Here is a 24,854-nt window from a genome sequence, read left to right on the forward strand (position 1 = left end):
AACACATGCCGCTGCCGTTCGAGGTGCTGAACCCGCGCGTCCGCCGCGGGCCGTTCCGCGCCGCCCTGTTCGACTTCGACGGCACGCTGTCCCTCATCCGCGAGGGCTGGCCGCGCGTCATGATCGGCATGATGGTGGAACGCCTCGGCGCCCTGGGGTTGGTCCGCGAGCCGGCCGACGAGGTGTGGGGGCTCGTCGAGCGCTTCGTGATGGAGCTGAACGGCCACCCGACGGTGGTGCAGATGGCCCGCTTCGCCGACGAAATCCGGACCCGCGGCGGCGAACCCGAGCCGGCCGACGTGTACTTGCAGGACTACCTCGACCGGCTGATGCGCGTCGTGCGGCAGCGGTGGGACGTGCTCGAGCGCGGCATCGCCCGCCCGGCCGCGTGGGTGGTGCCGAACGCTCACGCGGTGCTCGATTCGCTCCAGTCGCACGGCGTGCCGCTGTTCCTGGCCAGCGGCACCGACCGCGACGCCGTCGTGTACGAGGGGGCGCTGCTGGACGTGCTGACGCCGTTCGGCCCGCGGGTGTTCGCCCCCTGCCCCGCCGACCCGACGTTCTCGAAGGGCCGCGTCGCCGCCGACCTCCTCCGCGACCTCGACCTCGGCGGCGACGAGTTGCTCGGCTTCGGCGACGGGGTGGTGGAGACGAAGGAGGTGAAGCGGGTGGGCGGCGTGATGGTCGGCGTGGCGAGTGCGGAGCCGGGCGAGTCGGGGGTTCACCCCGGGAAGCGCGAGCGGCTGGCCGCGGCGGGGGCGGACGTGATCGTGCCGGACTACGGCTGCCAGGCGGCGCTGCTGCGGTGGCTGTGGGGGGAGGATTGATCCGCCGCGGGCGGCGACCTTCCGCGCCTTGAGGCGCGACCGCACACCTGTCACACTGGTAAAGCCGGCCGCGCCCGCCGGCCCGGAGCACGGCCGATGTCGATGACCAACTGCCCGTCCTGCGGGCTGCCGCGGGCCGACGAGCTCCTCGCCGTCGCCCCCTGTCCGCTCTGCGGAGCCGACGGCCATCCCGTCGCCGTCGAAGCCCCGCCCCCTCCTCCCGAGCCGGTCGCGGCACCTCCGCCGCCGGCCGCTGCGAGCTCGCACTTCGGGCTCGGCCTTGTCATCGGCCTCCTGCTCGGGACCGCCCTCGGCGCCGGCGTCGTCCTCGGCTGGCCGGCGCGGCCGAGCCCCGAACCCGACACCGTCGCGGCTGCCGCGCCGCCCGCGGACACGCCACCCCTTCCGCCGACGCCGAAGTCGCCGGACGCGCCCGCGGTCGCGCCGCCGACGGTCCCCACGGCGAAGGACAAGCCGAACCCGTTCCGCCCGACCGGCCCGACGCCGCTCGTGCTCGACAACCCCGACGGCGAGACGCGGCCGGTGGTGCGGCCCGGCGGGCACCTCGTCCTCGCCGGGCAGGTCAAGCGGCTCGTCGTCCCGGGGCTGAAGGCCGGCGCGGTGCTCGACGCTTCCCAGCTCAGCGCCGCGGAGGTGGAAGTAACCGGGCCGATCGACGGCGGCGCCCGGCTCGTCGCCCGCGCCCCCGGCGGCACGGTCGTCTTCCGCGCGACGGTCGACGGCGGGTCGGTCGTGGACGTGGTCGGCCGGCAGGTGACGTTCGACGCCCCCGTCGGCGGGGCGAACACCCGCGTGACGGTGGCGCTGACGAGCGGCGGCGAGTTGCGGGTGGCGGCGCTGACCGGGTCGGCGCGGCTGCAATACCGCCGGGCGACCCCGGCCGACCCGCCGGTGCGGCTGTCGGTCGGGCGGGTGACGCCGCCGGCGGTCGTGGTCGAGGTGCCGTGACGCCGCCGGCTACTCCTTCCCCGGCTCCGCGTCCTTGGCGCCGGCGCCGGGCTGCTCCACCGCCCCGGCCACGGTCGTCACCACCTTCACGTTGAACGACCCCGCCCCCTTGCCGACCGACGTGACGATCAGCCGGTGCTCGCCGCCGCGCTTCGGCTTGTACACGATCCGGCAGTTCGGGTAGCCGCCGCCGTCGTCGTCCTGGGCCACCACCTTGCCGCCGGCGCCCTCGATCTGCAGGTACGGGTCGAAGTTCCCCTTGTCGGCCCCGTCCACGGTGACGATGTAGATCTGCCCCGCCTTGAAATTCACCGGGAACGCCTTGTGCGGCCCGCGCTGGCCGCCGCCGGCCGGGTTCGCGTACGGCGGGTCGTTGAACGTCAGCTTCGACTCCTGCGCGACCAGCGGCTGCTTCGCCATCGGGATCGGCGTCACCGTCACCGAGTAGTTCAGCAACATGTTGTCGAGGTCGTCCTCGCCGACGGTCGGGAGCACGGTCAGGCGGTACTCGCGGGTCTCCTTCGGGAGCACGTAGGCGCTGAACTGGTCGCCGGTGACGAAGGCGTCGCCGGTGCCGAGGAAGTTGCCCGGCCGGAGGCTGACGCTGGGGGTGAACCCGTCGGCGTCGACGCGGACGAGGTACAGCTTGCCGACCTCCATGCGGAACTTGTGGACGCCGGCCTTGACCGTGCCCTGGCCGGTGAACTCCTTCTCGGCCTTCGGCGGCGGCTGGCCGCCGGCGCCGGGGCCGGTGACGACGAGGCCGCCGAACAGGACGGCGGCGGCGGCGAGGCGGAACAGGCGCATCGGGAAACCTCTTTCAGGGACGAAGGGACGGAGGGACGGAGGGACAAGAGGAAGAAGGAACGGGGGCAGTTCGGTTCCTGTCCCTCCGTCCCTCCGTCCCAACCCTTACTTCTCGTCGATCGGGTTGGACTTACCGCCCTTCGGGGCCGCGCCGCCGGCGCCGGCCACGGTGGTGACGACCTTCAGCCGGTACTCGCCGGTACGGTTGCCGAGGCCGGTGGCGATCAGCCGGTGTTCGCCGCCGCGCTTCGGCTGGTACACGATGAGGCTGTTGAGGCTCTCGCCGCCGTCGTCGTTCTCGGCCACCACCTTGCCGCCCGGGCCTTCCACGATCAGGTACGGGTCGAACTGCCCCTGCGTCGCCATGTCGAGGGTGATGATGTAGATCTGCCCGGCCTTGAAGTTGATGTCGTAGGCCTTGTGCGGGCCGCGGTTCCCGCCGCCGTTCGGGTTCTGGTACACCGGGTCGCCGGCGACCGTCTTGTCCTTCTTGTCCAGCATCGGCTCCTTGGACATCGGGATGGCGGTGACCGTGGCCGAGTAGTCGAACAGCTGGCCGTCGAGCTCGTCGTCGTCGAGGTTGGGGGTGACGACGACGCGGTAGTCGCGGCTCTCCTTCGGCAGGACGTAGCCCTCGAACGAGTCGCCCTCCACGTTGCCGCCCATGAACCCGCTGCCGGTGCGGAGGAACGACCCGGGGCGGATGAGGACCGACGGGGTGAACCCGTTGGCCTCGACCTTCACCTTGTACATGAAGCCGGTCTGCATGTTGAACCGGTGGACGCCGACCTTGACCTGGCCCTTGCCGGTCTGCGTCTTGGGGGTGCTGGGCGGCTGGCCGCCGGCGCCGGGCGCGAACAGCACCGCGCCGGCGAGGAGGGCGGCCAGGACCGCGGCCCGGCGGAGTCGGGTGAGGGACATCGGGGGGTCTCGGTGCGGGCGGGCCGCCGAAGGGCGGCCGTTCCCGCCGCCAGTGTACACCGACTCCCGCGGCGGGGAAAGGAGGTGCAACCGGGGACGTTACGCCACCCCCACGACCGCGACCATCGGCACGACCACCCCTCCCGCCGGCGCGGAAATCCGACTCGCCTATCCACTATTCCTGACAAGTCCGGTCCAACGCCGCGTACAACACCAGTGCCCCCACTTCTCCCAGAGGTCGCACCATGACACGCCAGCTCCGCCCCGAGTTGCTTGAGGACCGCAGCGTCCCCGCCGCGGTCGGTGCCCTCGACCCGTCGTTCGACACCGACGGCCTCGTCCGCACGACATTCGGAGCCACCGACACGGGTAGCGCCGTCGCCGTCCAGCCCGACGGCAAGGTCGTCGTCGCCGGGCTCACCACCAACGGCAACGACGTGGCCGTCGTCCGTTACAACCCCGACGGAAGCCTCGACACCAGCTTCGACACCGACGGCAAGGCCACCTACGACCTGGGGGCCGGCATCCTCACCCCGCAGATTACCGGCCTGGCCCTCCAGGACGACGGCAAGATCGTCATCTGCGGGTACGGCAACATCGGCGGCGACGACGACTTCGTCGTGGTCCGACTCAACGCCAACGGCAGCGCGGACACGACGTTCAGCGCCGACGGCCGGGCCACCCGCAACTTCGCCGGCGGCGGCACCAACGACGACCAGGCGTTCGGCGTGGCCGTCCTCGGCACCGGCGCGACGCGGAAGATCATCCTCGTCGGGTCCTCCGACCAGACGACCGCTGGCACCGGGTTCGACTTCGCGGTCGCGTCATTCAACGACAACGGCACCACCGACACCGCCTTCAACGCCGGCGGCACCCCCGGCCGGCTGACCCGCACCCTCGGCGGCACCGACCGCGGCCGGGCCGTCGCCATCGACAGCGCCGACCGCATCGTCGTGGCCGGGTTCACCAACGGCGGCGGCACGAACGACTTCGGCGTCCTCCGCGTCCTGCCCGCCGGGACCGTCGACGTCGCCTTCAACGGCACCGGCACTCAGACAGTGAACTTCGGCGCCGACGACCAGGCCACCAGCGTGGCCGTCCGGCCCGACGACCGCATCGTCGTCGGCGGGTTCAGCGACGCCGGGTTCGCCGACTTCGCCGTCGCCCAACTCACCGCGACCGGGTTGCAGGACACCGCCGGGTTCAACCCCACCGGCGCCGGCGCCGTCGGCAGCGCCCCCGGCCGGTTCACCTTCAACTTCGGCGCCCTCGGCGTGGTCGAGCGCGCCAACGCCATCGCCCTCCAGCCGGACGACAAGATCGTGCTCGCCGGGTTCAGCGCCATCAACGCCACCGGCGGCAACCCGAACGACTTCGCCGTCGCCCGGGTCACCGCCGACGGCAAGCTCGACACCAGCTTCGCCACCGACGGCCGGGCCACCGCCGACTTCGGCGCCGACGACCAGGGCGCCGGCGCGGCCATCGACAACAACGGCCGCGTCGTCGTGGCCGGGTTCACCACCAGCAACAACGACTTCGCCGTGGCCCGGTTCGTCGGTTCGGTCGAGAAGGGGGACCGGGTCGTGGTCGGCGGGTCAACGAACGGCGCCGCCCAGGGCTTCGACCCGAACGCCGCGGGCGTCCTCCCGGCCGTGCAGACGTTCACGGGGGCGCCGTTCGGCGCCGTCGCCGCGAACGTCCGCACCGCGGTCGGCGACGTGGACGGCGACGGCATCGACGACGCCATCCTGGTGACCGGGCCGGGCGTGGCCATTCGCGTGGCGGTGCTCAGCGGGGCCGACGGCGCCACTCTGCTGGTCAACCCGTTCGACCCGTTCGGCGGCGGCTTCACCGGCGGCGGGTTCGTCACCGCCGGCGACTTCGACCTCGACGGCAAGGCCGAGTTCATCGTGACCCCGGACGAGGGGGGCGGCCCGCGGGTGAGCATCTTCACCCGCAACGCCGACGGCACCACCACCACGAAGGCCAACTTCTTCGGCATCGACGACGCCGACTTCCGCGGCGGCGCCCGCGCCGCGACCGGCGACGTGGACGGCGACGGCACCCCCGACCTGGCGGTGGCGGCCGGGTTCGGCGGCGGGCCGCGGGTGGCCCTGTTCGACGGCGGCACCGTGTTCGGCACCCCGACCCGGATCGTGGGCGACTTCTTCGCCTTCCCCGGCACCGACGCCGTGAACCTCCGCAACGGGGCGTTCGTGGCCGCCGGCGACGTGGACGGCGACGGGTTCGCCGACCTGGCGTTCGGCGGCGGCCCCGGCGGCGCCCCGCGGGTGTTCGTGCTGAGCGGCGCGCTGGTGAGCGCCGGCAACGTGGGCGGGGCGCAGGCGGCGCCGGTGCTGAACTTCTTCGTGGCGAACGACACCGACGACCGCGGCGGGGTGCGGGTGGCCTTGGCCGACCTGGACGGCGACCAGAAGGCGGACGTGCTGGCCGGCAGCGGCCAGAACCGGCCGGCGGGGGTGCGGGTGTACCTCGGCAAGAACATTACCGGTTCGGCCGAGCCGGCGACGTTCCAGGATCTGGCGTTGTTCGGCGGCGCCGTCCTGCCGGGCGGGGTGTTCGTGGGGTAACGCCCGCGCGGGCGCCGGCGCTACCAGTCGGCGAGTACCTCGCCGCCGGCCGGGGTGACGGCGCCCCAGAACACGGCCTCATCGATACTGGCGCGGAGGTGGCGCACCGAGCCGTCGCCGAGCCCGACGGGCATCGCCGTCGGGTGGCCGGTTTGAGGGATGCGGGGGTCGCAGTTCCGGGTGTAAGGCGCCGGCGGGCGGACCTGGAACGTCCGCCCGCGCCGGCTGGCGACCGTTCGGCCCAGATTCGCCGCGTCGGAGACCGGGTATACGTCGCTCTCCGACGGATACAACAAATCGATCGGGCCACGGTCCGCGAACGTCGCGCGGCGGACAGGGTACCCCACCTTGGACATGCGGAACCAGAATTGTGCCTCGTCCGGGCCGCACTCGAAGGCGTGGTGCTCTGCGAAGAGGATGGTATTCGACAGGCCGTCGGGAATCGTCCGGTCGAGGAACGGGATGCCTTGGAAGACGTGGGCGTTTCCGGCGTAGCTCGTGATCGGCAGACTTGCGTCGGTGACGTATGCAGTCGGGTCGAGCGGGCAGATTAAGATGGGAACTCGGCGGTCCATCGCCTTGATGTCCGATCGGCTGATCGGATAGGCCTCAAGGTACGGCAGCGTCGTAATGAAGATATTGTCCTCGGCGTAGGTGTGCGCTGAGACGAGCAGGCGCGCGTCGGCGCGCGGCAGGCGACCGTTATGGCTGCCCGCCGCAGTGTGGAGGCCGAGTACGAGTTGCCGGAGTTGGTTGGCGCACCTGGACTGAGCGGCCGCAGCCCGCACGCCCTGAACTGCCGGAATCAGGAGGCCGATCAAGACGCCCACGATCGCGATGACCAGTAGGAGTTCCACCAGCGTCATGGCCCGGCGTGTCATAACCGACTCCTCGTGGCGCAACTCACTCCCTCCTGTCGCGATCGACACATGACCACGACGGCCATTTCTTACGGCGGGGGCGGGTCGCCACCGCCCTCGTCGTCGTCGTTGAAACCCTTCTTGGCCTTGGTCTTGGCCTTGATCAGGGGGTCGGTGGACTTGTAGGCGTGGTCGAGACCCAGGAGACCCTTCTTGAGGGTCATTTTCCCCTCGACCCAGTACTCGGTGTCGGGGCTCAAACCGGTCACGAGTCCGTCCCAGAACCCATCTTTCGTGTCGGCGGCTACCGTCTTGATCAGGTCTCCCTGCGCACCGCCTGCCTTGACCGCATACACGTTGACCTCGACCTTGGACACGGACCACCCTTGCGGGTAGATGTAGGTGCCGGTCGGCTGAATCGATGTCGAAGTCACCCCTGGGCTCGTCGTAGTGAACTCGACCTTCGCCCCTTCGGGCGGGTCCACGAGGTCAGCCCGCGCCTGCCCGCTGCCCAGCAGCACCATCGCGAGCGCCAGCCCGAGCAGGGCCGGCATCCGACCGCACCTCATCGCATCCCCCGTGTCATGGTAGCGGATCGATCGTGCGCGCGTCCTGCAACGAGTGCGTCCTCGGGTGCCGATTGTAATGCCCCCCCCCCATTAACGAATGATGAGAATCCCCACCTTCCCGAACGAGGTTCTCGGACACCGGCCAGTGCCCCCTGGCCGTAACCCGTCAAGTGCGCTCCGGGCGTCCGGCCTCGCCGGGAGCCCGCGTGGGATGGGCTGAGCTCGCCCGCACTCTGCCGTCAAGCGGGCGCACCGTCGCGGGCGTGGTGATTTTTTCCCACGTGCCGCGACTCGTGTTCTAAGCTACCAGAAGAATTCGTGCCGTCAGAGTTTGCCCGACCCGCACCGTCGCCCCGAGCCGGAAGGCCCGATGCCGGCACCCGCGTCCGTCCCCGAACTCCTCGACCGGCTCCGCCGCAGCGGCCTCGTGCCGCCCGACCGGCTCGACGGCTTCGTCGCCGGCCTCGCCGCGTCCGGCCAGTCGCCCGCCACGCCCGCCGCCCTGCTCGACCGCATGGTCGACGCCGGGATGATCACGCGGTTCCACGCCGACAAGCTCGCCGCCGGGAAGTACAAGGGCTTCCAGATCGGCAGCTACCTGATCCTCGACCAGCTCGGCACCGGCGGCATGGGCCAGGTGTACCTCGCCGAGCACGCCTCGATGCGGCGGCTCGTCGCGCTCAAGGTGCTGCCGGTGTTCGCCGCCGACGACGCGGTGGCCCGCGAGCGGTTCCTGCGCGAGGCCCGCGCCGCCGCCACGCTCGACCACCCGAACGTCGTCCGCGTCTTCGACCTGTGCCAGGAAGGCCGGCTGCTCTACCTCGTGATGGAGTACGTGGAGGGGATCAGCCTCCAGGCGCTGGTGGCGCGCACCGGCCCGCTCGACGTGACGGCCGCGTGTCACTACGCCCGGCAGGTGCTGTACGGCCTCCAGCACGCGCACGACCTCGGCTTCGTCCACCGCGACATCAAGCCGGCGAACCTGCTGCTGGACCGCTCCGGCGTGGTGAAGATTCTCGACCTCGGCCTGGTCCGCTCCCAGGCCGACGTCCCCGGCGGGCTGACGTGCAAGCTCGACAACCGCACCATCCTCGGCACCGCCGACTACGTGGCCCCCGAGCAGGCGGTGGACAGCTCGAACGTGGACATCCGGGCCGACCTGTACTCGCTCGGCGCGACGCTGTACTTCCTGCTCGCCGGCCGGACGCTGTTCCCCGACGGGCGGACGGCGCAGAAGCTGGTGTGGCAGCAGATCAAGGAGCCGGTGCCGGTCGGCCGGTTCCGGCCGGAGGTGCCGGCGGGGCTGGCGGACGTGGTTCACACGCTGCTGCAGAAGCGGCCCGAGGACCGCTTCCGGACGCCGGCGGAGGCGTTCGAGGCGCTGGCCCCGTGGGACGACGCCGACGTGGCGGTGCCGCCGGACGAGTGGATGCCGCCGCTGCCGGCGCGGGTGCAGGCCTCGCGCACCGCCAGCGCCCCCGGCCCCGTGCGGGCGTCGGGCAGCACGTCGCAAATCCTGACGATCGCGATGCGGAGCGGCACCGGGCTGGCGCGCCGGCCGAACGACCCCGGCTCGACCGCAGTCGGCACCGGCTCCGGGATGCGCCGGGCCGACCCGTCGGCGGAGACGGCGGCGCAGGCGAACGACACGCTCGGCGACACGCCGGGGCCGCCGCGCCGCCCGCGGGAGCGGAAGGGGTTTCCGCTGCTGGTGTGGGTCGTGGTGTGCGCCGCGGCGGCGGCCGCCGCCGCGACCGCGGCGGTGGTGACGGCGATGCGGTAGCGTCGTTGGCAGTTGTAATTTGTCAGTTGCAATCTGGCTGACGAGCCGCGGTGGCCCCTGATGTGATGCTGGGGCCTGATCCTCTCGCCAGCCAAGTTACAAATTGCAAATTACCACCAACAACTATTCCTTGATCACCACGTCCTTGAACTCCACCTTGATGTTGTAGCTCTGGAACCCGAGGTGCCCCTTCGCCCGCTTCAGGCCGGGGTGGTTCTTCTCGGCGCGGTCCTTGTGGTCGTCCAGGTTCGCCTTCACGAGTTCCTTGCCGTTCTGCTCGACCAGCACGTCGCGCCCCTTGCACACCACGCGGACGTGGTTCCACTCGCCGATCGGGTTGTTCGCCTGCTGCTTCGCCGGCTGCACGTCGTAGATGGACCCGGTGTGCTGGTACGGGGCCAGCTTCGACTTGTACACCTTCTCCCAGCCCTCGTCGTCGATGAGCTGGATCTCCATGCCCTGGTACGCGGGGTCGCCCTTGGCCGGCGTGCGGAGGCCGATGCCGCTGTTGCCGCCCTCCTTCGACCACCGGTAGCTGAACTTCAGCTCGAAGTCGCCGTACTCCTTGTCGGTGAGGAGGTAGCCGCCGCCCCCGCTCTTGCACACGATGTTGCCGCCCTCGACGGCCCAGGCGTCGGCCTTGCCGGTGGCCTTCCAGCCGGTCAGGTCCTTGCCGTTGAAGATCGGGGTGAAGCCGCCGGGCGGCTGGGCGGACGCGGTGCCGGCGGCGGCGACGAGGGCGACGAGCAGGTGGCGCATGGAAGGTGACTCCGGGGGAGGGCTGGGGCACCCGCTCCAACGGGTGGCCCAGGAGTAGAATAGGGACGACCCCCGACGAGGACGCCGGCATGCAGCGGGTGATGATGAAGTCGAAGCTCCACCGGGCGACCGTGACCGCGGCCGACCTCCACTACGAGGGGAGCATCACGCTCGACGCCGACCTCCTGGACGCGGCCGACATTTTCCCGAACGAGCAGGTCCACGTGTGGGACGTGACCAACGGGGCGCGGCTGGTGACCTACGCGCTGCGCGGCGAGCGCGGCAGCGGGGTGGTGCAGGTGAACGGCGCCGGGGCACACCTGATCCGCCCCGGCGACGTGGTGATTATTGCGACCTACGCGGTGCTGGAGGACCAGGAGGCGCGGGCGCACGAGCCGCTAGTGGTGCTCGTGGACGCGAAGAACCGGCCGAAGGACATGCGGCAGATCGTCTGAAGCCGCTTGCGGCGATGCACTACTTCACCGGCGGCAGCCCCAGCACCTCGACGGGGCGGCCGCCGGCCTCCATCACGGTGCCGGCGTCCTGGTGCTTCCACTTCAGGTAGCCCAGCGCCACCGGCGCCCCGAGCCGCGGCGAGTGACAGCTCGACGTCACGACGCCGACCTCCTGCCCGTCGCGGAGCAGCTTCGTGCCCGGCGGCAGCGGCCCGCCCTGCAGCACCTTTACCGCCGAGAACGCCCGGTTGACGTGCCCCGCCCGGTCGCGGGCCATCACGATCGGCTCCTGCCCCAGGAAGCAGCCCTTCGCGTAGCTGACGGCGCGGGCCGCGTTGCCGACCTCCATCACGAACCGCGTCGCGTCGATGTCCGGGCCGAACACCGGCGTCCCGGCCTCGATCCGCAGCACCTCGAACGTCTCCGCCGTCCCGGGCACGGCCCCCGCCGCTTCGAGCAAGCCACGCAACCCCTCGGCCTTGTCTGCCAGGCAGACGAGATCGTAGCCGGGCAGCCCGAGCGGGTCGCGGCGGCGGACGCTGGCGACGAGGTGGCTGCCGAAGGTGCGTTCGACGTGGGCGAACTCCGGCAGGTCGGGCACGGCGTCGGCGAGTGCCTTTTCCAGCACGGCCTTCGCGGCGGGGCCGGCGAGGTGGAGTTGCGCGAAGTCGGCGGTGCGGTCGGCCAGCTCGACGCGCTCCGAGATGAGGTAGCGGTCGAGGTACTTCAGCAGTTCGCCGCCGCGGCCGGGCGTCGTCTCGACCCACAGGGCGTGTTCGGTGCCGAGGCGGACGTGGTAGACCCACGCGGCGAACTGTACCTTCGCCCGCGGGTCGCAGAAGTACGCCTCGCAGCCGCCGCCGAGCGGCAGGTTCTTGATGTCGTTCGTGGACAGGTTGCCGAGGAACATCGGCGCGTCGTCGCCGCCGGCGACGAGCTTGCCGGTCGCGGAGCGGTCGAACAGCGCGGCGGATTCGAGCGCGGCGGCGTAGTCGGGGGTCATGTCGGGTTCCGTGTGTCAGCCCACCGTCACCATCGCCTTGTGCGCGTCGGCGATGACCGCGACGGCGTCCGCCGAGGCGGCCAGCCGCGCCGCCTCGGCGGGCGTGCGGAGCGGCGTGGCGAACAGCTCCTCGACCACGTCGTCGGGCAGGCCGCTCGCCAGGAACAGGCTCGCCCGTCGGGCCGCCCACGCCCACAGGGCACACGCCACGCGGTCCGGCGGGTTCAGCCGCGCCAGCTTCTTCGAGGCGCCTTCCGGGCCGTCGAGCGAGCGTAGGAGTGCCGCCCCCTCACCGAGCGCCGGCGCCGCGTCGCTCAGGACGGCGACGCGGCCGCCCTTCGACACGACCCGCGCGGCACACGCCGCCGCCTTCGCCAGGTCCAGGAAGCTGACGCGCTCCGGGCTGCCGGACACGGCCGCGATCACGGCCCCGACGCGCTCGGGGACGGTGCCGCGCCAGCGGGCGTCCTGCCGGCGCACGCCCTCGGCGGAACTGTCGAGCAGCCCCGCGACGACTTCCTGAACGGCGTCGCCCGCGCCTTCGATGACCTGCACGAGGAACGGCGTGCCGAGCAGCCACGCGACTTCCGTGGCTTCGGCCCGCAGGCCGGTCGGCTCGGCGTCGGGCGCGGCCTTCGCCTCAAGCTCGGGCGGCTCGACGGCTTCGCCCGACAGCCCGGGGAAGACCGCCGCCTCGGCGCCGGCGTAGCCGGTGAGCGGGTCGTACCCGCGGCCCGTGAGGATGATCGGCGCGTCGGCCTCGACCAGTGTGCGGTTCAGGTACACGCGCCGGCCGCCGCGGGTGGTGGCGAGGTAGGCGCGCCGCTTCTCGTCGGTCGGGTCGTGCGTCTCGGCGGTCAGGTCGGCGTACTCGTCCGGCAGGTCGTCGATCCACCCCTGCGGCGCGCCCGGCGGCGAAATGACGGTAACGGCCGCGGGCTCGATGCCAGCGGTGCGGAGGTGGTCGAGCAGCCCGGTAAGCAGTTCGGCCGCAGCCGGCAGGGCGGGGTCGAAGGCGACGGCGACGCGGTCGTCGGGCGTGAGGGCGCGGCGGAGCGGCTCGAACCCGAACGGCGCCTCGAGCGCGGCGCGCACGAGCTCGCGCGGCCCGGCCGTCGGCACCGACGGCACCGCTGCGGGGCGCACGGCGACGAGCTTGCCAGCGGGGATGTCGATGGTCCAGGTGCCGCGGCCGACGGGGAGGTCCATGGGGGCATTCTACCGGGCGGGGCAGTCTTCGGGAGTCGTTGGGAGTCTGCGGGAGTCGAGGAGTAAGAACCTGGCCTTACTCCTCGACTCCCGCAGACTCCCAACGACTCATCGCACCGGCGCCAGGATTTCCAACACTTCGACGGCCGGCCGGTCGCCGGTGTAGATGACGCCGAGGCGGCCGAACGTCTCACGACCGGGCGGGGCCGCGAACCAGTCGGCCATGCCGGCCGACAGCCGCACCCGCAGGTACCCCGCCGGCTCGATCCGCCGCAGCATGTCGTGCTCGATCAGCACCCGGCCGAGCGGCGTCTTGCCCTCGACGATGGCGTCGCGGACGGCCGGCGGGCATACCCCCAGGTCGATGCGAACGAGGCCGAACTGCACGACCCGGCCGCCGTCGCGCAGGGCTAGCAGAATCTTGCGGGCGTACTCGTCGCCGTCGCGGCGGCAGGCGAGGACGCGCACGTCCACGGGGCCGCCGTAGAACTCTTCCACCGTGACCGTCATGTGCTCGGTGTGGACGAGAAGCCGGTGGTACGGCTCGGGCACGTCCGCGGCCGACACGACCTCGGCCGCGGGGCGGTCGGGCGAGTCGGGGAACAGACGGTACAGGTGGTCGAGCGTGGGGCTACGGGTGAGCATCGGCGGCCCGGTACGGGCTGGGGAGGGCGGCAGGGGATACAGTCGGGGCGGGCGGGGGCTTACAGTCTTCCGCCGCTTGCGGCGTAGCGCCGCGGCGCTACGCCGCAAGCGGCGGAACCCATCACCCCGTCACGGCCCCCTCGGACGCCGACCGCACCAGCCTCGCGTACTTCGCCAGCACCCCGCGCTCGACGCGCAGCGGCGGCTTCACCCACGCGGCCCGGCGCGCCGCGAGCTCCGCGTCTGGCACGTTCAGCGTCAGCGCCTTGTTGTCGGCGTCGATCGTCACGCTGTCGCCGTCCTTCACCAGCGCGAGCGGGCCGCCCACCCACGCCTCCGGCGACACGTGACCCACCACCAGCCCGTGGGTGCCGCCGCTGAACCGGCCGTCGGTGATGAGCCCCACCACCTCGCCCAGGTCCTGCCCCATCAGGGCGCCGGTGATGCTCAGCATCTCGCGCATCCCCGGGCCGCCGACCGGCCCCTCGCCGCGGATCACGACCACGTCGCCGGCCACGATCTTCCGCGCCGAGATCGCCTGGAAGCACGCCTCCTCGCCGTCGAACACCTTCGCCGGCCCGGTGATGCTCCGCTGCTTCAGGCCGGCCACCTTCGCCACGGCGCCCTCCGGCGCGAGGTTGCCGTGCAGCACGACGATAATGCCGTGGTCGAACATCGGGGCGTCGAACGGCTTCACCACCGTCTGCGGCACCGCGAACACGCTCCGCACGTCGGCCAGGTTCTCGGCGATGGTCTTCCCCGTGACCGTCGGGCAGTCGCCGTGCAGGTAGCCGGCGTCGAGCAGCGCCCGCATCACGGCCGGGGTGCCGCCGGCCTTGTACAGGTCGTGCATCACGTACTTGCCGCCCGGCTTCAGGTCGGCCAGGTGCGGCACCTTCGCGCCGATGCGGTCGAAGTCGGCGAGCGTCCAGTCCACGCCGGCCTCGCGGGCGATGGCCATCAGGTGGAGCACGGCGTTCGTGCTGCCGCCGAGCGCCAGCACCAGGGTGTAGGCGTTCTCCAAACTCTTGCGGGTGATGAGGTCGCGCGGGCGGAGGTTGTTCTGGATGCACCCCACCAGCGCGCGGCCGGCGGCGAACGCCTCGCGCTCCTTGCCGGCACTCACGGCCGGCGTGCTCGCGCCGTGGGGGAGGCACAGGCCCAGCGCCTCGATCGCGCTGGCCATCGTGTTCGCGGTGTACATGCCGCCGCAGCTGCCGTGGCCGGGGCAGCTCTCGCACTCCACCTTCTTCAACTCCGCGGCGTCGATCTTGTTCGACTGCCGCTTCCCGACGGCCTCGAAGATGGACACGATGTCCACGTCCTCGCCGTGCGGCCCCACGCCCGGCAGGATGCTGCCGCCGTACACGAACACGCTCGGGATGTTCAGCCGGGCCATCGCCATGACGCAGCCGGGCATGTTCTTGTCGCACCCGCCGAAGGCCAGGAGGCCGTCGTGGTTCATCGCCCCGCACACCGTCTCGAGGCTGTCGGCGATGACCTCGCGGCTGACCAGCGAGTAGCGCATGCCGAGGTGGCCCATGCTGATGCCGTCGGACACGGTGGGGGCGCCGAACGTCTGCGGCACGCCGCCGGCGGCGCGGACGCCCTCGCGGCCCTTGAGCGCCAGCCGGTCGAGGTGCGCGTTGCACGGGGTGATGTCGCTGAACAGCGAGGCGACGCCGACCATCGGCTTGTCGAAGTCGTCGTCCTGGAAGCCGACGCCGCGGAGCATGGCCCGGTTGGGCGCCCGGCGGTCGCCGCCGGTGGTGGTCAGGCTCTTCCGCTCGAACGCCTCGGCCATGTCGTCGTCCCTTTCACCCGGAGAACGGTCGCGCGCCGCAGGACGCGCACGACCGGAAGAGTTGTTATCCCCGGAACCCGGTGTTGCGGCTACGGGCGGAGCGGTTTTGCCGGTGCGATAAGGGCTGCGGGGCGCGCGGAAAATTCCCACCGCGCGCTTTGCACGGCTCCGAAAGGTGATCTAGGTACTTGTCGTCCCCGCGAGACCATCACCCTCCGGTCGAGCGGACACCCCGAGTCCCTGAGCCCGAGGAGTTCGAGATGAAGAGCCTGACCCAGAGCCTGGTTTCGTTCCTGAAGAAGGAAGACGGCCCGACCGCGGTCGAGTACGCCGTGATGCTGGCCCTCATCATCGTGGTGTGCATCGCCGCCGTGACCACCCTCGGCAGCAACGCCAACAGCACGTTCAGCTTCGTCGGCTCGGCCATCAAGCCGACCAGCGGCAGCTAAGTGCCTGGCGGACCGTCGAAACCACACGCGAACCCCTGCCGACCTCGGCAGGGGTTCGGCGTTTACGGACCGTGGTACGCCACGCGTCGGTCGGCTGTCCATCTTCCCGACACCGCGCTCACGACATTGCCGGAAAAAATCGCCACTCCGCCGCGCACCAGTCGGAAGACGGTTCTACATCCTGGTAACGGACAACCGTCCGCCATCGTTCCGACCCCCGACCCACCCCACCCCGCCGGAGAGTGACATGCGCAAGGTGACCCAGACGCTGGTTTCGTTCCTGAAGAAGGAAGACGGCCCGACCGCGGTCGAGTACGCCGTGATGCTGGCCCTCATCATCGTGGTGTGCATCGCCGCCGTGACCACCCTCGGCAGCAACGCCAACAGCACGTTCAGCTTCGTCGGCTCGGCCATCGCCCCGCCGAGCGGCAGCTGAGTACCACCCGGTCGCCCGAGAGCCCACCGGCAACCCCGGTGGGCTTCGTCGTTGAATCAGCCCGCGTCGAGCAGCCGGCGGACGAGCTCGTCCAGGCCGCGGTCGGAGACGTGCTGGCTGGCGCTGTCCCAGACGAGGTCGCCGGCCCGGTCGAAGGCGACCTTGTGCGGGATGCCGCCGCGGAAGTGGAAGTGCTTGACGAAGTCGGCCCGCTCGTCGTTGTACTTCTTCCAGTGGTAGTTCGGGAACGCGGCCCCCTGGTCGCGGAGGAAGCCGATCACGGCCATGTCGTCCCGCGCCTTGTCGAGGCTGACGGACACGCACACCAGCCCGCGGTCTGCGTACCGGCGGTGGAGCTCGACGAAGTCCGGGAACGAGTCGCGGCACGGGCCGCACCACGTGGCCCAGAAGTCGACCAGCACCACCTTCCCCTTCTGCGCCTTGATGGCCGCGTCGAGGGTGGCGAAGGTGGCGTCGGTCACCTCGACCGGGCCGGCCGCCGGCCGCGGCGGCGCGGGGTTGCACCCGACCACGACCCCGGCCGCGACCGCCGCCAGCACCCACGTCCGCATCGCAGCCTCCGGTTACTTCTTGAGGAGCTCGGCGACCTTCGCCTCGACCTGCTCGGGCGTCGCGTCCGGGTTCGCGGCCGAGTCCCACACCCGCCGGCCGCCGCGGTCGAAGATCACCAGGTACGGCAGCAGCCGGGTGTCCTCGCCGAACGTCTTGTCCATCGCCGGGCTGTCGTCGGCCGGGTTGCGGAGCGTGACGTTGGGGAACGTCGCGCCCTGCTTGGTGAGGAACTCGAGCGCGGCGGCCCGGTCGTGGGTGCCGAGCTTCCCCATGTCCACGGACACGCACACGAGGCCGGCGGCGGCGTGCTTCTTGTGCATCGCCACGAGGTGCGGGAACTTCTTGACGCACGGCCCGCACCACGTTGCCCAGAAGTCCACGACCACGACCTTGTCCTTCTGCCCCGTCACCACGCTGACGAGCTCGTCGGCCGACACCTCGTTCAGCTCGACCGGCGGCGGGGCGAAGTTGCCGCGGTCGAACCGCCGGGTCGGCGGCGTGCCCGAGCCGGAACTGGGCGCCGGCGACCCGCCGCACCCGACCGCCAGCCCGGCGAGCACCGCCAGGATGATCGCACTCCGCATCACCGCTCCTCCGCGAGGTCCGGGTATTGTACGCGCCCGGTCAGTACCCCTTCGCCGCGCCCTCGATGCGGCGGTCGGCCGCGCCCAGGAACCGGCCCGTGACCGGGTCCACGCGGATGCTGTGCGCGTCGCCCTGCCGCCCCGGGCTGACCCGGTGCCCCAGGTTCGTCAGCTCCTGCACCAGGGCCGGGTGCGTCGAGAAGCCCTCGAACCGCGCCACGTCCGGGAACCACTGGTGGTGCCACCGCGGGGCGTCCACCGCCTCCTGGACCGGCATGTCGAACTCGAGCACGTTCAGCACCACGCACAGCGACGTGTTGATGATCGTCCGCCCGCCGGGGCTCCCGGTCAGCAGCACCGGCTTGCCGTCCTTCCGCACGATCACCGGCGTCTGCGAGCTCAGCATCCGCTTGCCGGGCGCCACGAGGTTCGCCGGCGTGCCGATCTGGCCGCTCTTCGTCGTCACGCCGGGCACCGGGTTGAAGTCGGTCATCTCGTTGTTGAGGATGTAGCCGCTCCCCTTCACGACCACGCGGCTGCCGAACGAGTGCTCCAGCGTGTACGTGTTGCTCACGGCCAGGCCGTCCTTGTCGATCACGCTGAAGTGGGTGGTGCTGTCCCCTTCCCCGGCCAGCGGGATTTCCGGCGCCACCTTCTCGCTCGGCGTCGCGGCCTTCATGTCGATCGTCGCGGCCAGCTTCTTCGCATACGCCTTCGTCGTCAGGTGCGGCGGAATGGTCGTGAAGTCGGGGTCGCCGAGGTGGCGGGCGCGGTCGGCGTAGCTCCGCTTCATCGTCTCGACGATCTGGTGGTTCGTCGCGGCCGACCACCGGCCCTGCTTCTTCAGGTCGAAGTTCTCCAGCACGTTGAGCATCAGACAGATGCCGACGCCGCCCGACGACGGCGGCGGCGGGCCGTACACGTCGTAGCCGCGGTAGTTGGTCGTGACCGGCGTCCGCTCCTTCGCCTGGTACTTGGCGATGTCGTCCTTCGTCATGATGCCGTTGCCGGCCTTCATCTCGGCGGCAAGCTTGTCGGCGGGGTCGCCGGTGTAGAACTCGTCGGCCCCTTTCTCCGCGATCAGCCGCAGGGTGCGGCCGAGGTCCGGCAGCTTCATCGTGTCGCCGGGGCGCCAGTAGCCACCGCCCGGCTTGTCGTAGACGCGGTGGAACTCGGCGTTCGTCGTGGTCGGGCTGGCGAGCACCCAGCCGATGCTCCACGACAGGCCGTCCGTCACGGTGAAGCCCTTCTCGGCCAGCTCCACGGCCGGCATCACCACGTCCTTCCACGGCAGCTTGCCGTACTTCTTGTGGGCGAGGCCCAGCCCGCGGACGGTGCCCGGAACGCCGGACGCCTTGTGACTGAAGGCGCTCACGGTGCCGTCGGCGAACAGCTTCGGCCCGGCGGCGGCGGGGGCGGTCTCGCGGTACTCGACGCACGTCGGCGCCTGCCCCGGGGGCGCGATCATCATGAACCCGCCGCCGCCGAGGTTGCCCGCCTCCGGCCACGTCACCGCCATCGCCAGCGCCACGGCGACCGCGGCGTCGACGGCGTTGCCGCCCTTCTTGAGGATGGCCACGCCCACGTCGGCCGCGGGCGGCGACACGCACACGACCATGCCATTCGTCGCCTCGGTGGCGACGCGCGGCGCCGGCGGCTGGGCCGCGCCGGGGATGGCGACGAGGAGCAGGAGCAGAACGGGGGCGAGGCGCATGAGAGGGGCTCCGTGGAAAGCGATTTACCCGGCGAGCCGGGAGCGTGAGCGACCGGAGTCCGACGCGGTACGAGATGCGTCGGACTCCGGTCGCTCACGCTCCCGGCTCGCCAAGACGCACTCACCCCGCCCGCAGCGCCGCCGAGTCGGCGACGCCGAGGTTGCTGTAGATCTGCCGGGTCGCGTCCGACTTGTTGAGCGTGTAGAAGTGGATGCCGCGGACGCCGTTGTGCAGCAGGTCGGCGCACTGCTCGGTGGCCCAGCTCACGCCCACCCGGCTCACCGCCTCGTCGTCGGCGCACCGGCCGACGGCCCGCAGCAGCTTCGCCGGAATCTTGGCCCCGAGCGCCAGCTCGGCCATCCGCACCATGCCCGCCTTCGAGCCAATCGGCATGATGCCGACCACGATCGGCACCGTGATGCCGGCCAGCTCGCACCGCTCGCGGAAGTCGTAGAAGTCGCGGTTGTCGAAGAACAGTTGCGTGCAGATGTAGTCGGCGCCGGCGTCCACCTTGGCCTTGAGGTAGTCCATCTCCTTGAGCCGGTTCGGGCAGCCGGGGTGCCCCTCGGGGAAGCCGGCGACGCCGACCCCGAACCCGCGCCGGTCGGGGGCGTTCGGCCGGCTGCGGATGAACCTCACCAGCTGCTCGGCGTACTGGAAGGCGTCGTCCTCGCGCTTGTAGCCGACCACCGTCTTGGGCGGGTCGCCGCCGAGGGCCAGCACGTTCTTGATGCCGCTGGCCGCGTACCGGTCGAGGATCGCGGTCATCTCGTCGAGCGAGTGGCACACGCACGTCAGGTGCGACACCGCGGTGAGGCTCGTTTCCTTCTGGATGCGCACGACCAGATCGTGGGTGCGGTCGCGGGTGGAGCCGCCGGCCCCGTAGGTGACGGACACGAACGACGGCTGCAGCTCTTGCAGCGTGGCGATGTTGCGGAACAGTTCGTCGCTGGCCTCGTCGGTTTTCGGGGGGAAGAACTCGAAGCTGAACGTGGTGCGGTGCTGGGCGAAGATGTCCCGAATGTGCATGGCGGCGGTCCGTGCGCGGGGGTGCGTGTGGGGGGAGTTATACCAGAACGACGGCGCCGCGGGGGAGGGGGAAGTTAGGTTGCCGCTTGCGGCTTCGCGCTGGGCGACGCGAAGCCGCAAGCGGCAACCGAGCTTACCGCACCTCCGGCAGCAGCGCCGGCACCCGCGGCACCACCGACCCCGCCGCCGGCGCCAGCCGCACGCCGGTTGCCGGCTCGGTGCCGAGCCGCGGCTCGCGCGCCAGCCGGTCGAACTGGAACGTCCGCGAGCCGCCCGCGTCCCACGTCAGTGTGAACGCCTGCGCCCCGGACCGCACCGGCAACTCCGCCCGCAGCGCGTCGCCGGGGCGATAGGTGAACGGCGGCGCGGCGCCGAAGGTGTACGCTGTCGTGAGGTCGCGCGGCACCGGCTCGCCGACCGGCGCGAACGTCCGCACCACCGGCTCGCCGCCGGCCCGCGGCGTCACCGTAACCGTCAACGGGCCGGCGGGCACCAGCGGCGGGTTCCGCAGCACCAGCGGGATGGTGAGCTCCGCGCCGCGCAGGTCGAACGCGAACTCGGGCGCCCGCAGGAACGCCGCCAGCCCCGCGACTGGGTCGCCTGCGGCGCGCTCCTCCAGCTTCGCCAGCACGTGCAACAATCGGCCCCACTCCGCGAACGGCGGCGCCGACAAGCCCTCGGCGGCACGCGCCCAACCGGCCGGCGTGTCGTCGCCGTTCAGCCGCGCCGCCACGAGGGTGCGAACCGCCGCGGCGCCGCTGGCGAACGACTCGCGCACGCGGCCCGCCAGCACCGACCGCGCCGGGTCGGGGAAGCCGCTCAGCTCCCACTCGGGGTAGCCGCTCACGTCCGCGGGGTAGAGTTCGCCGCCGCGCGGGAAGCGCGTCCGCAGCTCGGCCAGTTGGCCGGCGGGGAACGCGGTCGCGTCGAGGCCGCTGCCCGGCGGCGGGATGAGCAGCGGGCGGCGCTCGGCGCTCGGCGTGAGGGCGAGGGCGTCGGCCAGGTCGCGGAGGTGGAGCAGCCGGCCGCGGGCGTACTCCCAGTCGCGGCGGGCCTGGTACACGCGGTCGTACTCGAACGGCACCCGGTACGTCACCGCGTCGCGCCCCGGCAGTGCCTCGCTCCCGGGCAGCGGCGACCCCAGCGCGAACGGCGGCTGCGTGCCGGCGTCCGCCAGCCGGTTCACGCGGTCGCGCCAGTCGCCGGCGAACGAACCGGTCAGCGTCAGCGCCGTCGCCTGGTTCAGGAGGCCGCGGTACCAGTCGTGCCACGCGGCCTCCGCGCCGCGGATGCTCGCCGCGTCGGCGAGCCACTTGTCGCGCAGCCTCGCCGCCTCGGTGTCGCCCCAGGTGTACTCCGCGGGCAGGGCCAGCTCGCCGGCCAGCTTCGCGCGGACGCGTTCCAGTTCGTCCAGCGTCCGCGCCTCGGACGGGGCCGGCTGCGCGGCCAGCTTCGCCCGGTACGCCTGGTAGTCGTCCACCTCGCGCAGCCGGCCCTCGACGAAGGCTTGCAGGTCGGCCGGCAGCGCGAAGAAGCCGGGGTCGGCGCGGTACGACGCGAGGAGCCGCTTGTTCCGCGTCGCGGTCGGCTCGGCGAGCCGGACCGCCGCCGCGGGCTCGCCGCGGGCGTACAGCTTCACCCGCTCGGGCAGCTGCGGGTCGGCCGTCGCCGGCGCGAACACCGTGACCGCGACGGCACCCGCGAGCAGCGCCAGCACGCCGGCCGCGACCGCCCACACGGTGTGCCGCAGGCGCGTGTCGGACGCGCGGGCGCGGGTCCGGTGCGCGGCGGCGGCGCGGAAGGCGTCGTGGAACAGCTCGGCGACGCCGAACGGCTCGGCCTCGGGCTTCGGGGCGTCGGCCAGCGGCGGGCGGCGGACGGCGGTGGCGTAGTCCTCCACGTCCACGCTGCCGAACGGCAGGGACGACGAGCCGTGCCCCTCGAACGGCAGCTGGTCGTCCACGAACTCCTCGAACTGCCGCCGCACCTTGGCCAGGTGCCAGCGCACCTCGGCCTCCCACGTCGCGGTGGTGTCGCCGGGCTTCGCCAGCAGGTCGCAGCGTGTGAGCACGACGAACACCGGCAGCCCGCCGACCTCGCGGTCGCGCAGCCGCCGGCCGTGGACCTGTTCGAGGAAGAACAGGAAGTCCTCGAACCGCTCCGCCCGGTCGTCGTCGTTCAGGGTGGCGTCGATGACGAGCACGAGCAGGTCGGAGCCGAGTACGGCCCGCGCCACGGTGCCGGTGACGCGGCGGGCCTCGAGCGCGTCGGCGGCCTTGAGCAGCGCCGTGGACGCCCGGCCGTCACAGTCGATCAGCACGAAGTCGGTGGGCTCGGGGGTGCGGTACTGGACGCGGAAGGTGTTGACCTCGGTGCCCGCGGCCTTGAGGTTGCCGTCGGCGTAGACGGCGGCGCGGACCGGTTCGAGGTGGCCGGTGAGGTCGGCGACGGTGCCGCCGAGCGCGGCGGGCTGGGCGTCGGAGGCGCGGAGGAGGGCGCCGAGGAGGTGCGTCTTCCCGGACCCGGGGTGGCCGAACAGGAGGATTTGCGGCGGCGCGAGCATGGGGTAGCCCTTCAAATCCGAATTTAACCACAGAGTCACAGAGGGCACAGAGGGAAGACAGAAAACCGAGTGAAGACGGGAATTTGTTTTCAAACCCTGCTTCGTCTCTGTCTTCTGTCTTTCCGCTGTGCCCTCTGTGACTCTGTGGTTAACCCTGCATTTCTCGCTACCTCGTCCCCGTGCCCAGCACCACCCGCACGCCGGCGCGATCGGCCCACTCGGTCACCTGCGACACGGTGCGACTCCGCTCGTCGGCGGCGCGGGTGCGGTCGGCCGGGTACACCACCACCAGCAGCACCTGCGCCCCCGCCGCGTCGCGCTTCTTCGCCTCCACCGCCGCCTTCACCTCGTCGAACGTCTTCAGCACCGGCTCGTCGCCGACGTAGTAGAACCGCCCGCCGGCCGGCTGCGCCGCGTCCCCGCCGAGGAACGTCACCCGCACCTGCGGCGTGCTGGCGTCCACCTCCGCCGGCTTCGGCGGGTCCACCTTCACCGGCGGCCGCTTGTCGTCCGCTTTCGGCGGGTCGCCCTTCCCCGTCGAGTCCGTCGGCGAGCCGCTCCCCTTCCCGACGCCGTCGCCGCTGCCGCCGCCGGTGCCGCGGTCCTTGAACACGATCCAGAACACGAGTACGGCGAGCGCGATGCCGCAGACGATCCGCAGGAGCTTCCTGGCCGGCTCGGGCGACGGCTTCTTGAACACCCACTTGTCGACGGCCCAGCCGAGGACGCCGCCGCCGGCGTAGCCGACGACGTACCCGCCGGCGACGGCGAGGCAGCCGAGGGCGAACTCCTCGAGCCAGTTCCCCCCGCCGGCGAAGAACAGCGGTGTCGCCGCGAACATTGGCGCCTCACGGAATGTCGAACCCGTACGGCACGTCCTGGAACCACGCCCGGTACGTCTCGACGTTCGCCCGCGTGGGGTAGCCCGACGCCCGCCGCGGGTACATGATCAGGAAGTACGTGTCCTTCTCGCCGGCCAGCCGCTTCTGGTACGCGATCAGCTGCTCGGCCTGCGCCTGCCCCGCCACCTCCTGCCGGCCGGGGGCGTAGTAGTACAGCTTACCCGTGTCCGGGTCGATCTCCAGCACGCGAACGACGAGCCGCTCGCCGCGGTCCTTCTGGAACCGGTCGAGCCGCCGCTGCGCCTCGTCGCGCTCCTTCTGCGTCGCCGCCAGCTGCTTCCGCAGCTCGGCCACGTCCGTGGGCAACTCGGGTGCCTTCGGCGCGGGCTTCGTGTCGTCGTCGGCGGCGGGGGAGCTGACGAACGGCATCAGCAGGAAGATGCAGAACAGCAGGATGAGCACGTCGATGAGCGGGATGAAGAACCGGGTGACGGACCGGCGCGGCGGGGTGATCACGCCACCTCCTCCGCGGCCGGCGGCTGCGGCGTCGGGTAGCCGGCCAGCGCGCGAATCAGGTCGCGGCCGACGCCGACGACCCACGTCGGGAGGATGTTCATCAGCGCCATGAACAGCCCGCTGCCGGTGGCGGTGATGGCCGGGGCGTACTTGCGGATGATGTCCTGCGGCGTCGGGTTCGAGCCGGGGGTGAACGAGCTGAACGTCTGGAGGATGGCGGCGACGGTGCCGATGAGGCCGAGCAGCGGGAACCACTCGGCGGCCTGCGCCAGGTGACTCAGCCAGCGGTCGGCGGCGGGGTCGAAGTCGCCGGCCGTCTGGCTCCACCGGAGGGCGCGCCAGGCGAAGATCAGCTGCACGACCAGCAGCGTGAACCCGAGCGCGATGATGATCCAGTCGATGCCCGATTCCTGGGCGCGGGCGAGGTAGTCGCGGCGGGCGTCGGCGGGGATGGCGGCGAAGACGAGCGCCCCGGCCAGCGGCGGCACGGCGCAGAACGCCGCCGGCAGGACGTGGTGGATCCAGAACCGGCGCACGTATTACTCCTACTCGGACCCGCTCAACCAGTCGGGCAGCGCTTGCAAGCGCCCGTCGCGGCCGACGCACGCCAGCGTGCTCGTCGCCTCGCAGATCACGGCACCGTCCCGCACCACCTCGTACCGGTGCTCCAGCCGCACCGGGCTGGCCCTCGTCACCGTCGTGCGGATGGTCAGCACGTCGTCGTAGTGCGCCGGCAGGCGGTAGCGCACCTCCAGCTTCGCCACCACCAGGAAGAACCCGGCGTCCTCCAGGTCCTTGTACGTCTTGCCGGCGTCGCGCAGGAGCTCCGTGCGGGCCTGCTCGAAGTACACGAGGTAGTTCGCGTGGTGGAGCAGGCCCATGCGGTCCGTCTCGGCGTACCGCACCCGGATCTTCACCTCGCCGGTCTGCATGTCGTTCGCCACG

The 24,854-nt window shown here is 71.7% G+C and carries 25 protein-coding genes; 7 read left to right on the top strand and 18 right to left on the bottom strand.

The window, feature by feature from the left end; translation table 11 throughout:
- The first annotated feature begins 5 nt into the window (after window positions 1–5).
- Window positions 6–827, top strand: a complete 822-nt coding sequence (locus tag ETAA1_RS24395) for an HAD family hydrolase (protein ID WP_145243098.1) — start codon at window positions 6–8, stop codon at window positions 825–827.
- Between the two features lie 96 nt (window positions 828–923).
- Window positions 924–1,796 (top strand): hypothetical protein, encoded by an 873-nt coding sequence (locus ETAA1_RS24400; protein WP_145243099.1) that lies wholly within the window; start codon window positions 924–926, stop codon window positions 1,794–1,796.
- 9 nt (window positions 1,797–1,805) lie between these two features.
- Here the strand turns inward: ETAA1_RS24400 and ETAA1_RS24405 are convergent, their stop codons facing one another.
- On the bottom strand, window positions 1,806–2,603 hold the full coding sequence (locus ETAA1_RS24405; protein ID WP_145243100.1) for a hypothetical protein: 798 nt from the start codon (window positions 2,601–2,603) through the stop codon (window positions 1,806–1,808).
- Window positions 2,604–2,708: 105 nt separating this feature from the next.
- Window positions 2,709–3,524 (bottom strand): hypothetical protein, encoded by an 816-nt coding sequence (locus ETAA1_RS24410; protein WP_145243101.1) that lies wholly within the window; start codon window positions 3,522–3,524, stop codon window positions 2,709–2,711.
- Between the two features lie 245 nt (window positions 3,525–3,769).
- On the opposite strand from ETAA1_RS24410, the gene ETAA1_RS24415 reads away from it, so the two are divergent.
- Window positions 3,770–6,115, top strand: coding sequence for an FG-GAP-like repeat-containing protein (locus ETAA1_RS24415; RefSeq protein WP_145243102.1), 2,346 nt, complete (start codon window positions 3,770–3,772; stop codon window positions 6,113–6,115).
- 20 nt (window positions 6,116–6,135) lie between these two features.
- Here ETAA1_RS24415 and ETAA1_RS24420 read toward each other — a convergent pair whose 3' ends face one another.
- Both ETAA1_RS24420 and ETAA1_RS24425 read right to left on the bottom strand, forming a co-directional pair.
- A complete protein-coding gene (locus tag ETAA1_RS24420; protein WP_145243103.1) occupies window positions 6,136–6,996 on the bottom strand; it encodes a prepilin-type N-terminal cleavage/methylation domain-containing protein in 861 nt (286 codons plus the stop codon).
- Window positions 6,997–7,064: 68 nt separating this feature from the next.
- Window positions 7,065–7,529: a hypothetical protein gene (locus tag ETAA1_RS24425; RefSeq protein ID WP_145243104.1), complete on the bottom strand. Its 465-nt coding sequence runs from the start codon at window positions 7,527–7,529 to the stop codon at window positions 7,065–7,067.
- Window positions 7,530–7,914: 385 nt separating this feature from the next.
- Here ETAA1_RS24425 and ETAA1_RS24430 point away from each other — a divergent pair, with 385 nt between their 5' ends.
- Window positions 7,915–9,327, top strand: coding sequence for a serine/threonine-protein kinase (locus ETAA1_RS24430; RefSeq protein ID WP_145243105.1), 1,413 nt, complete (start codon window positions 7,915–7,917; stop codon window positions 9,325–9,327).
- 123 nt (window positions 9,328–9,450) lie between these two features.
- On the opposite strand, the gene ETAA1_RS24435 is transcribed toward ETAA1_RS24430, so the two are convergent.
- Window positions 9,451–10,086 carry a 3-keto-disaccharide hydrolase gene (locus ETAA1_RS24435; RefSeq protein ID WP_145243106.1) on the bottom strand — a complete coding sequence of 212 codons (636 nt, stop codon included), beginning with the start codon at window positions 10,084–10,086 and terminating at the stop codon, window positions 9,451–9,453.
- 89 nt (window positions 10,087–10,175) lie between these two features.
- On the opposite strand from ETAA1_RS24435, the gene panD reads away from it, so the two are divergent.
- Entirely contained in the window at window positions 10,176–10,541 is a 366-nt protein-coding gene (gene panD / locus ETAA1_RS24440) for an aspartate 1-decarboxylase (protein ID WP_145243107.1), read from the top strand.
- 19 nt (window positions 10,542–10,560) lie between these two features.
- Here the strand turns inward: panD and ETAA1_RS24445 are convergent, their stop codons facing one another.
- The 4 genes from ETAA1_RS24445 to ilvD form a co-directional block, all read right to left on the bottom strand.
- The gene (locus ETAA1_RS24445) at window positions 10,561–11,544 is read right to left on the bottom strand and encodes a YgfZ/GcvT domain-containing protein (protein ID WP_145243108.1); all 984 of its coding nucleotides are present in this window, start codon (window positions 11,542–11,544) and stop codon (window positions 10,561–10,563) included.
- 15 nt (window positions 11,545–11,559) lie between these two features.
- Entirely contained in the window at window positions 11,560–12,753 is a 1,194-nt protein-coding gene (locus tag ETAA1_RS24450) for a lactate racemase domain-containing protein (protein WP_145243109.1), read from the bottom strand.
- 108 nt (window positions 12,754–12,861) lie between these two features.
- Window positions 12,862–13,398, bottom strand: a complete 537-nt coding sequence (locus ETAA1_RS24455; protein ID WP_145243110.1) for a hypothetical protein — start codon at window positions 13,396–13,398, stop codon at window positions 12,862–12,864.
- A gap of 121 nt (window positions 13,399–13,519) precedes the next feature.
- Window positions 13,520–15,202: a dihydroxy-acid dehydratase gene (gene ilvD / locus ETAA1_RS24460; protein WP_145243111.1), complete on the bottom strand. Its 1,683-nt coding sequence runs from the start codon at window positions 15,200–15,202 to the stop codon at window positions 13,520–13,522.
- A gap of 260 nt (window positions 15,203–15,462) precedes the next feature.
- Here ilvD and ETAA1_RS24465 point away from each other — a divergent pair, with 260 nt between their 5' ends.
- On the top strand, window positions 15,463–15,651 hold the full coding sequence (locus ETAA1_RS24465; protein ID WP_145243112.1) for a Flp family type IVb pilin: 189 nt from the start codon (window positions 15,463–15,465) through the stop codon (window positions 15,649–15,651).
- A 247-nt stretch (window positions 15,652–15,898) separates the two neighbouring features.
- Entirely contained in the window at window positions 15,899–16,087 is a 189-nt protein-coding gene (locus ETAA1_RS24470) for a Flp family type IVb pilin (protein ID WP_145243113.1), read from the top strand.
- Between the two features lie 56 nt (window positions 16,088–16,143).
- Here the strand turns inward: ETAA1_RS24470 and ETAA1_RS24475 are convergent, their stop codons facing one another.
- The 9 genes from ETAA1_RS24475 to ETAA1_RS24515 form a co-directional block, all read right to left on the bottom strand.
- Window positions 16,144–16,659, bottom strand: coding sequence for a TlpA family protein disulfide reductase (locus ETAA1_RS24475; RefSeq protein ID WP_145243114.1), 516 nt, complete (start codon window positions 16,657–16,659; stop codon window positions 16,144–16,146).
- Between the two features lie 12 nt (window positions 16,660–16,671).
- Window positions 16,672–17,244, bottom strand: a complete 573-nt coding sequence (locus tag ETAA1_RS24480; RefSeq protein ID WP_145243115.1) for a TlpA family protein disulfide reductase — start codon at window positions 17,242–17,244, stop codon at window positions 16,672–16,674.
- A 40-nt stretch (window positions 17,245–17,284) separates the two neighbouring features.
- Complete coding sequence (gene ggt / locus ETAA1_RS24485) at window positions 17,285–18,958, bottom strand: gamma-glutamyltransferase (protein ID WP_145243116.1); 1,674 nt, start codon at window positions 18,956–18,958, stop codon at window positions 17,285–17,287.
- Between the two features lie 121 nt (window positions 18,959–19,079).
- A complete protein-coding gene (gene metF / locus ETAA1_RS24490; protein ID WP_145243117.1) occupies window positions 19,080–19,988 on the bottom strand; it encodes a methylenetetrahydrofolate reductase [NAD(P)H] in 909 nt (302 codons plus the stop codon).
- A 133-nt stretch (window positions 19,989–20,121) separates the two neighbouring features.
- Window positions 20,122–22,551 (bottom strand): P-loop NTPase family protein, encoded by a 2,430-nt coding sequence (locus tag ETAA1_RS24495; RefSeq protein ID WP_145243118.1) that lies wholly within the window; start codon window positions 22,549–22,551, stop codon window positions 20,122–20,124.
- A 166-nt stretch (window positions 22,552–22,717) separates the two neighbouring features.
- Window positions 22,718–23,392 (bottom strand): hypothetical protein, encoded by a 675-nt coding sequence (locus ETAA1_RS24500; protein WP_145243119.1) that lies wholly within the window; start codon window positions 23,390–23,392, stop codon window positions 22,718–22,720.
- Between the two features lie 7 nt (window positions 23,393–23,399).
- A complete protein-coding gene (locus ETAA1_RS24505; RefSeq protein ID WP_145243120.1) occupies window positions 23,400–23,909 on the bottom strand; it encodes a hypothetical protein in 510 nt (169 codons plus the stop codon).
- Entirely contained in the window at window positions 23,906–24,445 is a 540-nt protein-coding gene (locus ETAA1_RS24510; protein ID WP_145243121.1) for a MotA/TolQ/ExbB proton channel family protein, read from the bottom strand. The genes ETAA1_RS24505 and ETAA1_RS24510 overlap by 4 nt, the downstream gene beginning before the upstream one ends.
- A 9-nt stretch (window positions 24,446–24,454) precedes the next feature.
- Window positions 24,455–24,853, bottom strand: a complete 399-nt coding sequence (locus ETAA1_RS24515) for an acyl-CoA thioesterase (RefSeq protein ID WP_238389298.1) — start codon at window positions 24,851–24,853, stop codon at window positions 24,455–24,457.
- Window position 24,854: the final 1 nt, after the last annotated feature.

Source organism: Urbifossiella limnaea (assembly GCF_007747215.1).
Lineage (GTDB): Bacteria > Planctomycetota > Planctomycetia > Gemmatales > Gemmataceae > Urbifossiella > Urbifossiella limnaea.

What these genes read in the sequence shown, in the direction of transcription:
- ETAA1_RS24395 (WP_145243098.1), top strand. Translation starts at nt 6, where the DNA reads ATGCCGCTGCCGTTCGAGGTGCTGAACCCGCGCGTCCGCCGCGGGCCG.
- ETAA1_RS24400 (WP_145243099.1), top strand. Translation starts at nt 924, where the DNA reads ATGTCGATGACCAACTGCCCGTCCTGCGGGCTGCCGCGGGCCGACGAG.
- ETAA1_RS24405 (WP_145243100.1), bottom strand. Translation starts at nt 2,603, where the DNA reads ATGCGCCTGTTCCGCCTCGCCGCCGCCGCCGTCCTGTTCGGCGGCCTC.
- ETAA1_RS24410 (WP_145243101.1), bottom strand. Translation starts at nt 3,524, where the DNA reads ATGTCCCTCACCCGACTCCGCCGGGCCGCGGTCCTGGCCGCCCTCCTC.
- ETAA1_RS24415 (WP_145243102.1), top strand. Translation starts at nt 3,770, where the DNA reads ATGACACGCCAGCTCCGCCCCGAGTTGCTTGAGGACCGCAGCGTCCCC.
- ETAA1_RS24420 (WP_145243103.1), bottom strand. Translation starts at nt 6,996, where the DNA reads ATGACACGCCGGGCCATGACGCTGGTGGAACTCCTACTGGTCATCGCG.
- ETAA1_RS24425 (WP_145243104.1), bottom strand. Translation starts at nt 7,529, where the DNA reads ATGCCGGCCCTGCTCGGGCTGGCGCTCGCGATGGTGCTGCTGGGCAGC.
- ETAA1_RS24430 (WP_145243105.1), top strand. Translation starts at nt 7,915, where the DNA reads ATGCCGGCACCCGCGTCCGTCCCCGAACTCCTCGACCGGCTCCGCCGC.
- ETAA1_RS24435 (WP_145243106.1), bottom strand. Translation starts at nt 10,086, where the DNA reads ATGCGCCACCTGCTCGTCGCCCTCGTCGCCGCCGCCGGCACCGCGTCC.
- panD (WP_145243107.1), top strand. Translation starts at nt 10,176, where the DNA reads ATGCAGCGGGTGATGATGAAGTCGAAGCTCCACCGGGCGACCGTGACC.
- ETAA1_RS24445 (WP_145243108.1), bottom strand. Translation starts at nt 11,544, where the DNA reads ATGACCCCCGACTACGCCGCCGCGCTCGAATCCGCCGCGCTGTTCGAC.
- ETAA1_RS24450 (WP_145243109.1), bottom strand. Translation starts at nt 12,753, where the DNA reads ATGGACCTCCCCGTCGGCCGCGGCACCTGGACCATCGACATCCCCGCT.
- ETAA1_RS24455 (WP_145243110.1), bottom strand. Translation starts at nt 13,398, where the DNA reads ATGCTCACCCGTAGCCCCACGCTCGACCACCTGTACCGTCTGTTCCCC.
- ilvD (WP_145243111.1), bottom strand. Translation starts at nt 15,202, where the DNA reads ATGGCCGAGGCGTTCGAGCGGAAGAGCCTGACCACCACCGGCGGCGAC.
- ETAA1_RS24465 (WP_145243112.1), top strand. Translation starts at nt 15,463, where the DNA reads ATGAAGAGCCTGACCCAGAGCCTGGTTTCGTTCCTGAAGAAGGAAGAC.
- ETAA1_RS24470 (WP_145243113.1), top strand. Translation starts at nt 15,899, where the DNA reads ATGCGCAAGGTGACCCAGACGCTGGTTTCGTTCCTGAAGAAGGAAGAC.
- ETAA1_RS24475 (WP_145243114.1), bottom strand. Translation starts at nt 16,659, where the DNA reads ATGCGGACGTGGGTGCTGGCGGCGGTCGCGGCCGGGGTCGTGGTCGGG.
- ETAA1_RS24480 (WP_145243115.1), bottom strand. Translation starts at nt 17,244, where the DNA reads ATGCGGAGTGCGATCATCCTGGCGGTGCTCGCCGGGCTGGCGGTCGGG.
- ggt (WP_145243116.1), bottom strand. Translation starts at nt 18,958, where the DNA reads ATGCGCCTCGCCCCCGTTCTGCTCCTGCTCCTCGTCGCCATCCCCGGC.
- metF (WP_145243117.1), bottom strand. Translation starts at nt 19,988, where the DNA reads ATGCACATTCGGGACATCTTCGCCCAGCACCGCACCACGTTCAGCTTC.
- ETAA1_RS24495 (WP_145243118.1), bottom strand. Translation starts at nt 22,551, where the DNA reads ATGCTCGCGCCGCCGCAAATCCTCCTGTTCGGCCACCCCGGGTCCGGG.
- ETAA1_RS24500 (WP_145243119.1), bottom strand. Translation starts at nt 23,392, where the DNA reads ATGTTCGCGGCGACACCGCTGTTCTTCGCCGGCGGGGGGAACTGGCTC.